11 protein-coding genes and 2 pseudogenes are annotated in these 12,038 nt (G+C 43.2%); 11 read left to right on the top strand and 2 right to left on the bottom strand.

Annotation, left to right across the window (positions count from 1 at the left end; genetic code table 11):
* The first annotated feature begins 157 nt into the window (after window positions 1-157).
* The 5 genes and pseudogenes from IM475_RS17640 to IM475_RS23190 all read left to right on the top strand — a co-directional run.
* Window positions 158-412, top strand: coding sequence for a hypothetical protein (locus tag IM475_RS17640; RefSeq protein ID WP_287660267.1), 255 nt, complete (start codon window positions 158-160; stop codon window positions 410-412).
* The gene (locus tag IM475_RS17645; RefSeq protein WP_287660268.1) at window positions 391-675 is read left to right on the top strand and encodes a DUF2283 domain-containing protein; all 285 of its coding nucleotides are present in this window, start codon (window positions 391-393) and stop codon (window positions 673-675) included. The genes IM475_RS17640 and IM475_RS17645 overlap by 22 nt, the downstream gene beginning before the upstream one ends.
* Before the next feature lie 243 nt (window positions 676-918).
* Window positions 919-1,239 (top strand): annotated as a pseudogene (locus IM475_RS17650) (glycosyltransferase); the annotation flags it as partial.
* Window positions 1,229-2,131, top strand: coding sequence for an NAD-dependent epimerase/dehydratase family protein (locus IM475_RS17655; RefSeq protein ID WP_287728566.1), 903 nt, complete (start codon window positions 1,229-1,231; stop codon window positions 2,129-2,131). The pseudogene IM475_RS17650 and the gene IM475_RS17655, both read left to right, overlap by 11 nt.
* 11 nt (window positions 2,132-2,142) lie before the next feature.
* Window positions 2,143-2,244: pseudogene (locus IM475_RS23190) on the top strand (NAD-dependent epimerase/dehydratase family protein); the annotation flags it as partial.
* A 23-nt stretch (window positions 2,245-2,267) separates the two neighbouring features.
* On the opposite strand, the gene IM475_RS17660 reads toward IM475_RS23190, so the two are convergent.
* The gene (locus IM475_RS17660; RefSeq protein ID WP_287728567.1) at window positions 2,268-4,976 is read right to left on the bottom strand and encodes a bifunctional acetate--CoA ligase family protein/GNAT family N-acetyltransferase; all 2,709 of its coding nucleotides are present in this window, start codon (window positions 4,974-4,976) and stop codon (window positions 2,268-2,270) included.
* Between the two features lie 249 nt (window positions 4,977-5,225).
* Between IM475_RS17660 and gcvH the strand changes: the two genes are divergently transcribed.
* The 3 genes from gcvH (at window position 5,226) to IM475_RS17675 (ending at window position 7,741) form a co-directional block, all read left to right on the top strand.
* Window positions 5,226-5,621, top strand: coding sequence for a glycine cleavage system protein GcvH (gcvH, locus tag IM475_RS17665; protein ID WP_002737085.1), 396 nt, complete (start codon window positions 5,226-5,228; stop codon window positions 5,619-5,621).
* Between the two features lie 159 nt (window positions 5,622-5,780).
* Window positions 5,781-6,953: a molybdopterin-synthase adenylyltransferase MoeB gene (gene moeB / locus IM475_RS17670; protein WP_012266195.1), complete on the top strand. Its 1,173-nt coding sequence runs from the start codon at window positions 5,781-5,783 to the stop codon at window positions 6,951-6,953.
* A gap of 206 nt (window positions 6,954-7,159) precedes the next feature.
* Window positions 7,160-7,741: a hypothetical protein gene (locus IM475_RS17675; protein ID WP_147073980.1), complete on the top strand. Its 582-nt coding sequence runs from the start codon at window positions 7,160-7,162 to the stop codon at window positions 7,739-7,741.
* Between the two features lie 68 nt (window positions 7,742-7,809).
* On the opposite strand, the gene IM475_RS17680 is transcribed toward IM475_RS17675, so the two are convergent.
* Window positions 7,810-8,184, bottom strand: coding sequence for a CU044_2847 family protein (locus IM475_RS17680; protein WP_287728568.1), 375 nt, complete (start codon window positions 8,182-8,184; stop codon window positions 7,810-7,812).
* A gap of 165 nt (window positions 8,185-8,349) precedes the next feature.
* On the opposite strand from IM475_RS17680, the gene IM475_RS17685 reads away from it, so the two are divergent.
* The 3 genes from IM475_RS17685 to IM475_RS23200 form a co-directional block, all read left to right on the top strand.
* Window positions 8,350-11,586, top strand: a complete 3,237-nt coding sequence (locus IM475_RS17685; RefSeq protein ID WP_287728569.1) for an nSTAND1 domain-containing NTPase — start codon at window positions 8,350-8,352, stop codon at window positions 11,584-11,586.
* Window positions 11,587-11,774: 188 nt separating this feature from the next.
* Window positions 11,775-11,930 carry a DUF6888 family protein gene (locus tag IM475_RS23195; RefSeq protein WP_002737946.1) on the top strand — a complete coding sequence of 52 codons (156 nt, stop codon included), beginning with the start codon at window positions 11,775-11,777 and terminating at the stop codon, window positions 11,928-11,930.
* A 10-nt stretch (window positions 11,931-11,940) separates the two neighbouring features.
* A partial coding sequence (locus IM475_RS23200) for a DUF6887 family protein (RefSeq protein WP_502865768.1) occupies window positions 11,941-12,038 on the top strand: 98 nt, incomplete at its 3' end.

Here is a 12,038-nt window from a genome sequence, read left to right on the forward strand (position 1 = left end):
AAAAATTATTTTAATTGCCTCATATTTTTTAAGTAAAATTGAATTAGCAACGATAGATATACATTCCAGCTATCGAACTGCTTGGTTAGTACATAGAACAAAAGCAAGCTGTGACTGGGTTATAATTTTTGGAGATGTCTAATGGATTTTCTAAGCCATGAAAGTATCTTACATGGCGGGATATATTGATATGGTACTAGAAACTATTGCTGAACCTGATTTGATTGTTAAGGGATGGACTGATGAGCTAATAGCACTAAAACATTATCCGAAAACTGTTATCTCAAGAAAAGACGCGGTCGTCATCTATAAAGAACTAAAGAAAGATGGATTTGTCATAACTGCTTTTTTGACATCCTCCTGCGAAAAAATTATCAAGCGAGGCATCCTATGGCAGAAGTCAATCTCTTAAAATCAATTCCTTATTTGCTAACCGCACCTTCTTCAAGAATCTGGATAGATTATGATGAAGAAGCAGATGTTTTATATATTAGCTTTCGTAAGCCTCAAAGAGCCAATGATAGTTTGCTAGAAGACAATATTATCTATCATTATAGAGATCGAGACTTAGTTGGATTAACTGTCTTGAAAGCTTCGGATTTTAACAGTGGAGATAGTGAAAATAAAAGGTTCTTCGGTTTGTGTTATGCAATGGACGGGAGTTATAAGGAGTGAAACCCTTATATAGAAAGACATTGCTTCGATTTTTGCCAATTGTTTTCAATCTAGAACGAGCTAATCAATTAAGTCTCTTGCCAGATAAGGATTTAGCCGATTTCTGCCCCCTGATCGAACCATAGCAAGTAACGAAGAACCAAAATTAAAACCTTAGCCAAGGAGCTAAAAATTATCGACAGAGTTAACTTTTTAGGTTTTCGTAATAATGTAGCTGAAGTCTTAGCTTAAGCCCAAGTATTTACTTTAATATCTAATTGGGAAGGGTTTCCTTGCACCACAATCGAAGCAATGAGAGCGGGATTACCGGTAATTGTATCAGATGTGGGTGGAGCACCGGAAGCAATTGTGGAAGGAATAACTGGATACACCGTAGCGAGGGGAGATGTTAACACGTTACACCAGAGACTATTACAATTAGTTCTTGATCAACAGTTCAGAGCTAAAATGGGAGCAGCAGGACGCAAACGCTACGAAGCAGAATATACTTTTGAGAAGATGTTTGAAAAAACCTTTCAGGTTTATGAACAAGTTTTAGCGGAAAGGAGAAAAAATGATGATTGAGAATAAAATATTAATCACAGGTGCTACGGGGTTGCCCGGTGGTTTTTTCGGGCAACATTTGGCATCTACTAAGCCTGAAATAGAAATACATTGTTTAATTCGACTCACTAGCGATCGCAGTATGTTAGATAGTCTAGGACTGAATTTAACCTACGATTTTGGCGATAGCTCTATCTCAGAAACCTGGGAAGGAATTTTTAGGGAAAATAGTTTTGAAACCATCATCCATCTCGTCCAACTTCGACAAGTACCAACTATACTTAATAGTCTAAAAAAATTCCAACAAACTCCCCGATTAATTATTATTGGAACCACGGGAGTATATTCAAAATATAATGAATATTCTGCCGAGTATAAACAAGCAGAAAATTATTTACAAGAGTATCCTGCTTCTTATTGTCTGCTGAGACCGACAATGATTTATGGCACTACCAAGGATAAAAACCTACACAAATTGATTAAATTCTGTCACCGCTACGGATTCTTTCCCATTTTTGGCTCTGGTGATAACCTGTTACAACCAGTTCACGCTGATGACATTGCCCAGATGTTGTTAAAAGTCTGGGAATGTCCTGAGATAAAAGGTGCTTACGATCTTTCCGGAGGTAGTATTGTTTCCTTCCGTCAGTTAATTTTATTGATAGAACAATTATTAGGCCAATCGGTGCGTCCCCTGTCCTTTCCCTTGAACTTTGGCATTTGGTCAGCTACCCTACCAGAAAAAACATTAGCTAAAAAATCACCCGTGCGACGAGAACAAATCTTGCGATTACAAGAAGACAAAGCTTATTCTCACGAAGAAGCTAAAAGGGATTTAGGGTTTACTCCTCGTACTCTAGAAGCCGGACTACAACAAGAGATAGAATTAATGCGCTCCCAAGGAATAATTTAACGAATTAAATCAATTTTTGTCTTGACTCTAGCTATATTCAAAAAACTCTGAATTGGCAACCTCCCTTTACTTTAGAGCAAGGATTAGCCCAAACAATTCAACCAGAAAATTAGTGATCAGCTTATCAAAAAAGGCTTCATAATTCAAGTTCCGCTTTGACAAAATCGGCAGTTTTATAGAGAGAAAACCCCACTTTAGCAGCTATCATCTGCATAGCGCGGTTATCCCTTAAAATTTCCCCTTCGATTCCGTCTAATCCTTCCTTTTTGCCAATAGTGACTAAACGCTGTAGTAATTCTGTACCAATACCTTGACCTTGATAGTCATCCCTAACTAATAAGTCAAATTCCGCCACATTAACGCCATGCAGTTTATTTAAGCGTCCTATAGCGATAATTTCTGGCTCTTCCGTCTGATCGTTATTAATCTCTACCACTAAGCTCATTACTCGATCGTAGTCGATAAAACAAATGCGCGTAAGACGATCATAAGCGGTTTGGCGATCGAGATTGACAAGATGAAAATAACGATAATAAATGCTTTCTTCCGAGAGATAATGGTGAAATTGTCGCACTAAAGGCTCATCCGCCGCCCGAATCGGACGAATTAGCACCTTTAAGCCTCTTTTCGTCGTCCAAAGTCCCATATAATGTTCGGGATAGGGACGAATCGCCGGATGAGATAACTTTTCTGGGGGAGTAGTTGGAGGATGAAGAAGTATAGAAGCGGAAAGAGCGATTAATTGCTCTGAATCGGCAAAAAAGGGATTAATATCGATAGTTTTAATGCGAGGCTGTTCACTAACCAGGTGACTAAATTTAACGATTATTTGCTCCAAATTCGCTAAATTAAGCGATTTAAGCCCATTTAATCCCTGAAAAGCCCGATAAATCTTGGTTTTTTCTAAAAGTCGGCGAGCGAGATTAGTATTTAAAGGAGGTAGAGCGGTGGCGTAATCTTGAAAAATATCGACCAAACGGCCACCAGTACCGAAAATTATCACCGGTCCGCACTGATAATCGTAATTAGAGCCGATAATTAACTCATATCCTCGATCGCTCTCTAACATCGGTTGAATACTCACCCCGAGAAAATGCTCCCGACCCACTTGTGCGCTAACATTAGCTTCGATCGCCTGATATGCTTGTGCGACTGCCATGGGGGAAAAAAGCGGCAATTGTACCCCACCCACCGCGCTTTTATGGATAATCGTCTGGGAATGCAGTTTCATCACCACAGGATAACCGAGAGATTCAGCGAGATTAACTGCTTCTGCGGCACTTTCAGCAATTTTAGTGACAATAACAGGGATTCCATAAGCTTTGAGTATATCTAAAGACTCTGGCTCACTGAGAATTGTTCTATCCCCTACTTGCTCGATAATCTGGCTCACTAAAACTCGATCGGAGCCATTTTCCTGAGAATTGGTTAAAATTGGCGTTTGATAAAGACCGCGCAGATTCTCTTCATATTTCCAGAGCAAATTAAACACCCGGGCCGCCGAATCGGGATAGCGATAGGTGGGGATACCCTGCTGATTTAATAACGCTACTCCCTCTGCAATGCCCTCTCCCCCCATCAAACTTGCTAAAATGGGTTTTTTGCTATTTTGAGCGATTGAAGCGATTCTAAGGGCAATTTCTCGCAGATCGGTGTTAAAGCGAGGCGAGAGAATCATCAACACCGCGTCGGTATGTGCATCCGCTAAAGCGATCTCTAGGGCGCGAGCGTAGCTATCGGGATCGCTGCTGCGACGCAGATCGATGGGATTTTGGGGGACAATATCCGCGGGAACAAGAGGCGCTAGTTGTGCGATCGTTGCGGGGGTAAGGGTTGCCAGTTGTCCATCTTCCGCCAGTAAAGCCGAGGCCGCTAAAAGAGCGGGAGCAACACCATTGCTGATTATTGTCAAGCGTTTTCCCCGGGGAAATCGGGGAATTTTCGCTAAAACTTGCGTGATATTCAAGAGATCAGCCAGTCTTTGTACTTCCACGATGCCACAGCGAGCAAAGGCAGCGGAGAGAGTTAGCTGATCGCTGGTCAATTTGCCAGCATGGGAAAGAGAAGTGGGGTCAAAGTCGGTACTGTGGCGACTAATGGCGATAATTGGTTTATTTAGGGCAACTTCTCGGGCCGAGGACAGAAAAGAGCGGGCATTATTCAGGGATTCCAGGTAGATAACGATGCTTTTAGTTTGGGGATCGTCTCCTAAATAATAGAGTAATTCGCCCCAATCCACATCTAAAAGAACTCCGAGGGAGATAAAGTGACTAAAACCGACATTTTCGCTTAAACTCCAATCAAGCATGGCAGCCGCGATCGCCCCACTTTGACTAATCAGGGCAATTGAACCGGTTTTTGGCAGGATGGGGGAAAAGGTGGCGTTAAGATTTTGGCTGAGATTGCAGATTCCTGAGCTATGGGGACCGATAATGCGTAATTTTTGACCAGCGATCGCTTTAATTTCCCTGAGTAAATTCTCCCCCATCTGTCCAGTTTCCCGAAAACCCGTGGAGAGAATCAGGGCGCATTTAACCTTTTTTTCGACAGATTGGGCGATAATAGCGGGAATTTCGGGAGCGGGGGCGGTGATAATTACCAGATCGATCGCCGCCTGGATATCTGGTAAACTGCTATAGCTGGGAAGATCGAGCCAGTTTTCGGGGTGAGGATTAACTAGATAAAGGCGGTGCTGACCGGGATTATGATGGAGATTATTTAAAAGAGTGCGATCAAGTTGGGGATTTTGGCGATTAAATCCCACCACAGCGATAGTTTTTGGCTCAAAAAAGGCTCTTATGGTTTGATGTTCGCCACCACGAGGCTCTAAGATGGAATTTAACATAAGTAAGCTAGGAGGCATTTAAACTGGGTATTGTTAAGTGAGCTAAAAAAGCGGCTAACCCTTACTGTTCCAGTGTTCTGTGGCGTTCCCTGATCAACCTAGACCAATTTTAGCTGTTTAATCAGGGTTTGATCGGTGTAATTAATTTTGTCTAGGTAGCGATCGGCAATAAAACAGCCCTAGCCGATGAACATTTTCCCCAAGAGATCTAGTAAACTAACTGATGCTGTAAATATTTAGAGACAGACGATGGAACTGGAATATCCCGAGGATTTGAGATACCTAGAAACCCACGAATACGTCAGACTCGAAGGTGAAATCGCTACCTTGGGAATTAGTGCTTTTGCCGTCGATCAATTGGGTGATATCGTGTTTCTAGAATTGCCCGAATTGGGAGAGGCACTAGAAGTAGGTAGTAGTTTCGGCACGATCGAATCGGTAAAAGCGGTAGAAGATCTTTATCCTCCCGTCTCGGGGACCGTAGTCGATCGCAATCAAGCGATGATTGACTCCCCCGAATTAATTGCCGATGATCCCCACGGGGAGGGTTGGTTATTAAAAGTGCGGGTAGAAAATCCCGATACAGCCTTGGCTGATACCCTCTCCGCTAGTGAATACCGCGCCCAAGTGGCAGGGGAAAGTTAACTAATATTAACAACAGGGAGCCAGACCCTCACACTATCATAATCATAGAAAGAATTGAAAAAACAGGAAGCGATCGAGTCTTCCTGATTTTTGTCTCTAAACCGTGCTGAGACGAAATTCTTGCCCGAATCGAGTCAGGTTTCACTATTTACCCAATCTATGCTAAATCCTAATCTCGCGGCGATCGAACTTTCCAAAGAGGAGGTTCAACGCTACTCTCGACACATTATTCTGCCCGAAGTGGGCTTAGAAGGTCAAAAAAAACTAAAAGCCGCCAGTGTTCTCTGCATCGGCACCGGGGGACTCGGTTCCCCGCTTTTACTCTATCTAGCGGCGGCTGGCATCGGTAGAATCGGTATTGTTGACTTCGATATCGTCGATAGTTCCAATCTGCAACGTCAAATTATTCACGGCACTTCCTGGGTAGGTAAACCGAAAATTGTTTCCGCTAAGGACAGAATTCTAGAAATTAACCCCTATTGTCAGGTGGATTTGTACGAAACCCGCATAAGTTCCGAAAATGCCCTTGACATTTTAGCCCCCTATGATGTAGTTATCGACGGGACCGATAATTTCCCCACCCGTTATCTGACTAATGATGCTTGTGTTCTTCTCGACAAACCCAACGTCTATGGCTCAATTTTCCGCTTTGAAGGACAGGCAACCGTTTTTAACTACCAAGGCGGTCCCAACTACCGCGATCTCTATCCCGAACCGCCACCACCGGGGATGGTTCCCTCCTGTGCCGAAGGCGGCGTTTTAGGGGTTTTACCCGGAGTAATCGGCACAATTCAAGCCACAGAAGCCATTAAAATTATCCTCGGCGCTCCGGATACCCTCAGTGGTCGTTTACTGCTTTACAATGCTTGGGAAATGAAATTCCGTGAGTTAAAATTGCGTCCGAATCCCATCCGTCCCGTTATTGAAAAACTAATTGATTACGAACAATTCTGCGGTATTCCGCAAGCAAAAGCACAAGAAGCAGCAGAACAGCAAAAAATGACAGAAATGACCGTAGTAGAGTTAAAAGCACTAATTGACAGCAATGCCAATGATTACATTCTCATCGATGTGCGTAATCCCAACGAGTACCAAATCGCTAATATCCCCAACTCGGTATTAATTCCCCTACCCGATATCGAAAATGGTGCGGCAATTCCCAAAATTAAGGAATTAGTCAACGGTTATCGTCTTATCGCCCATTGTAAGATGGGGGGACGTTCCGCTAAGGCCCTCGCTATCCTCAAAGACGCAGGTATCGAAGGAATTAACGTCAAAGGTGGTATCAGCGCCTGGAGTCGCGAAGTCGATTCCACTGTACCAGAATACTAATTTTGGCCCTTGGGTTTTGGGGTTTTGGGGTGTTAGGGTTTTGGGGTATTAGTCAAATTCCCCCATCTCCCCATTCCCCCATCTCCCCATTCCCCCATTCCCCCATTCCCCCATCTCCCCATTCCCCCATCTCTGTGTTCCCTGTTCCCCGTGAATCTGTTAAGATCAAGGCCAGTTAGCCTTAAAATCCTCGGTGTGAGCGAACGATGAAAAACCATATTAAAAAAATTGCTAGTTGGAGCGCAATCGCTACTATTTCCCTTGGCTTAGTAGAAATGAACCGAGCAGCGATCGCATTTGGCAACAATAATCAATTTAGTGCCTGTATCAGTCAGATTGTCGGCACGGGAGTCAGTCCCGAAGATGCCGCCACCGCTTGTTCAGAAGCATTAATTCCTAAAGAATTATCCCGGTGTGTGGTGATGATTAAATCCAAAACCCCGATCGATGGTAATCTGGCCCTGCAAGCTTGTTTTCAAGTGCGTCGTCCTATTGACCTAGGTAATTGTGTAGTCGATATCCATCGCGCTGCCCCCTTATTTGCCACTAATTCCCTCAAACAAACCGAAACAGCCAAGGAACCTGATAAATTAGGGATTTCTAGACAGGTTTTAGATTCCTGTCGTCAAAGTTTATTACCCGGGCGCTTTTCCCAATGCGTTATCGCTGTCAGTCGTGATGTGGACAAAAATAATCCCTCCCAAGCTTTACAAACCTGTTTAAGTGCCGAGGATTTCCCCAGAGATCTATTCCCCAGTTATCCCCAAAATCAAGACCAGAGACCTTAATCAAGATTATTTGGCTCTCTTATTTTGGGAATATACGGAAGAACCAGAAAACGTTAAATATTGAACCATCAATCAGACGAGTTCGGCGGCTTAGGAAAGGTACACTTAACCGTAATATTTAAATTACTTTTAGCGGTTCCTTTAGTAATATAAGGGATTCCTACCTCACCGCCGATTTCCACACCAAATTGTAAAGTGACTTCCTCAATGTTGGCAATGGCTAAATTGCGAAAAGCGTTTAAGGTATAAGTAGTGTAGGTACGAATTGTATCTTCAATTGTCTGAAAATTCTGTAAAACTTGCTGTTTATCTGGTACATTAATTACCCCTTTAGCAACTCTTCCCTCGGTTCTTACCGTCTCGGCAGGAATTTCTAGGTCATCGGTGGACTCTATATAAATCAGAGTGTTTTCGTCAATTTGGATCGGAGTTAGTCGAGTCATAAATAATGCAAAAATTGAAAATTAACTTTTTTCTTAACTATTTCTTGGCTCTCCCGTACTTGTGATGATAAGAAAAGATTATCTAAGGGAGGGCCTATGCTTTCCTTGCAGTTTATCAAAAAACAACCTAATATAAAAAACATTTCCATCCCTTGCTGACTGTCTATGGCTCGCTACGCCCTCGTCATCGGCATTAACGATTACGATTTCCTGCCATCTTTGAGCAAACCCGCCCAAGATGCAGAAGCTGTTGCTCAATTCTTGGAGAATACCAAGACATTTGAGAATGTAGAACGCCTACCCAATCGCTGGATTGCCGCAGAAAAACGCTACGAAGTTGTTCCAGGAAAGGTGACGGGGAATGAAGTCTTGCAAGCCTTACAGCAAATCTTATCGGGAGAGCAGACCAAAAATCAAGAAGTCTTGATCTACTTTTCAGGACACGGGTTTCGCCTGATCAATCGCATCGGTGACGGGGAAGCCTATCTCGCCACCTCCGATAGCCAACCCGACGGCAAAAATGCCATTTCTTTAGACCGAGAACTCAATCCTTTATTACGGCGTTCTAGTTTGAGTAATCTGGTGGTAATGCTAGACTGTTGCCATGCGGGGGCGTTATTGCCCGAAAATCGGGAACTAGATCGCATTTTGCTAGAACCTAGCCTCTCAGCATTTAATGACAAGCAAGATTACTTCCTAATCACCGCCTGTCGGTCAGAACAGGTGGCTTGGGAAGATGAGGAATACGGTTTGTTCACCGCCGCCTTACTGAAGGGATTGTCCCCACAACAGGCTGACCTAAAAACGGGAGAAATTAGTGCCGATCGCCTGTTTGATTTCGTCTCGCTGGAATTGCGCGGGAAGGGTCAGGAACCGATTCGTATGGGAGTTGGGCGATCGCTAATTCTGGTCAAATATGGGGCGCAGCCTCAAGTTAAAGAAGTGAAACCGTTACTAGATGAGAAGGGAGAATTGCGCTGTCCCTATCAAGGATTGCTGGCGTTTACTAAGAAAGAACGCCCATTTTTCTTCGGACGCAAGCGAGTGGTGGACGACATCAAATCTAAGCTGGATCGGCTAAATTTTGTCCCTCTGATTGGTGCTTCTGGAAGTGGTAAATCTTCGGTAGTTCTGGCGGGATTGATGCCCTGGTTGGAAGAATTAGGATGGCAAATTCTCGAACCGATCAAGCCTGGATTTAAGCCGTTGACAATGTTGGAAAGCTTGCTGTTACCCTATTTTCGAGATGATCAACAATTGCTGGATCAATGTATCAATAATCCAGCCAGCGAAGGCTTAAAACCGCTATTAGAACTTTTTCCCCGCGAACACAAATTCTTGCTGGTGGTGGATCAGTTTGAGGAATTATTCACTTTTGCTCTAGCGGAACAGCGCGATCGCTTTATTGAATTGATTACTCAAGTTGCCACAATTCCTGACTTTCCTCTGGCAGTTGTCGCTACCATGAGGGCGGATTTCATTGAACCCTGTTTGCGTTACGATGGGCTGCGACAACTGATTCAAAATAACGCCGAATACCTGCCAGATCTAAGGGGATTAGATTTGCTAGAAGCTATCACCGAACCAGCCAAACTGCAAGGCTATGAAGTTACGAAAGAATTGCTCAATAAAATCCTTGAAGATATTAAACAAGAACCAGGATTTTTACCATTATTAGAGTTTGCTTTAACCCAGCTTTGGCAGAAACGAGATGAGGCAAAACATCGGCTGACTTTAGATACTTATGAGGCGATAGGTGGGATAGTAGGAGCGTTAAATTGTCAAGCTGATAAAGTCTATCAATACAAGGATTATGAAAAAGACTCACCGCAGCAGGAGCGAACAGAAACAGAGAAAACTTTGATCAAGCGAATCTTCTTGAATCTTCTGCAAATAGGAGATGGGGAAAAAGATACCAGATTGCGTCAACCGAAAGCCTTTATCTTGTCTCTAGCTGGAGATAATCAAGAAGGACAAAAAGTTTTAAAAGAACTGATTGAAGGTAAACAAGGATTAGTAAAAGGTCGTCTTTTAGTGACGGGAAAAACTGAACGAGAAGAAGAAGCTTGGGTAGATTTAGCCCATGAAGCTTTAATTGAAAAGTGGGACAACCTGAATCTGTGGCGAACCGAAACTCGCAAGGGTAGAGAATTAGCCAAACAGGTGGATAAAGATGCCAAAGACTGGCAAAAAAATAATAAATCTCAGTATTATTTGTGGTCGGGTGACAAGTTAGCAGATGCAGAGAAAATTCTGCAAGAATATCAAGACACGGTGGAGACTACGCAATTGGCTAAAGAGTTTCTCCAAGCTAGTAGCCAGCAAGAATTATATAATTACCTCCGCAGTTCAGACATTGATAATTTAGAGCGAGAGACATTAGAAAAGGAAGCAGCCAATAAATCATTTTTAAGCCGAGAAAAGTTGAGAAATTTACTCGAAAATGAGAAGGAAAAACCACAGATAAGGCTGTCAGCGTCCTGGTTGCTGAAGCAGTGGGGAGAGGAGGTTCCTATCTGGACAGCAAAGGTTGATAAGCAAGGAAATATTGCCCTCTCAATCATCGCAGAAAACGATCTACCAACCACAGTAATCGAAGAGTTAGAAGACGGAATAAACCTAGAAATAGTGGAAGTTCCCGGCGGTGAGTTTTGGATGGGTTCGCCGGAGCGAGAAGAAGGATCATATCCAAATGAGCGTCCGCAACACAAAGTCAAGGTTTCTCCCTTTCTGATGGGCAAATATCTCGTAACGCAGGCGCAGTGGCGAGTAGTGGCTTCTTTGCCTAAAGTTGAACGGAATCTCAACCCAGAACCTTCACACTATAAAGGAAATAGCTGCCGACCAGTGGAACGTATTAGTTGGCACGAAGCAGTAGAATTTTGTGAGAGACTATCACGCTGGTCACAGGAAAAAGGAAAAGGCTATCAATACCGTTTACCCAGTGAAGCAGAGTGGGAATACGCCTGTCGTGCAGTTATCAGTGAGTTAACTTTAGCCGAATGGAATCAGAAATATAACCAACCGTTTCACTTTGGCGAGAAGATTTCCCCAGCTTTGGCAAATTATCTAGAAACTCTTCGTGGAAAGACGACGACTGTAGGAAGGTTTCAAGTAGCGAATCTTTTTGGACTCTACGATATGCACGGCAATGTTTTAGAGTGGTGTACAGACCATTGGTATAAAAAGTATGAGGATGCGCCTAATGATGGTAGTGCTTGGCTGAGTGAGAATGAGGCTAATGAGGCTAATCTTCGTTTGCTAAGAGGTGGTTCTTTCCGCATTACTCCCGATTACTGCCGTTCTGCTGCACGCTATCAGGAGCGTCCCAACCTAAGAAGCGATCGCATCGGGCTGCGGGTAGTTGCGTCGTCGAGGACGGTTTATTCAGTGAACAGTTAACAGTTATTGCTTGTGCCAAGGCTCTGGCTTGGTATATAACATCTAGCGAGCAGACTACCTGAATAATTAGCGAGCAGGATGCTCGCATTCCCTTAAATCTAAGGCACTAAATTAGCTGTTTCAATCCAGTATTATGCTATACTTATTACAAGTATAAACTCGTAAATTGGAGGAAAAAGCCATCAATAATGATACCCACTCCCGAACAGATGCTTACTTGCATTAGAATGTGTCAAACCCTGTCTAACTTCTATACCGATATTCATCTATTTCGGTATGATGAAAATAGTAATGTGAGCATCTTGCTCACTAATGTGGAGTTTGAAGATGAATCATCAACCTGATTTTTACCAAATGTCTCGCCCAGAATTAAGAAAATATGTCCTCTCCCATCGAGAAGATGATGAAGCCCTAAGAATTTATATGGATAGAATGCGAACTGAATCAGGTGT

Origin of the sequence: Microcystis sp. M061S2, assembly GCF_020245605.1 — a bacterium.
GTDB lineage: Bacteria > Cyanobacteriota > Cyanobacteriia > Cyanobacteriales > Microcystaceae > Microcystis.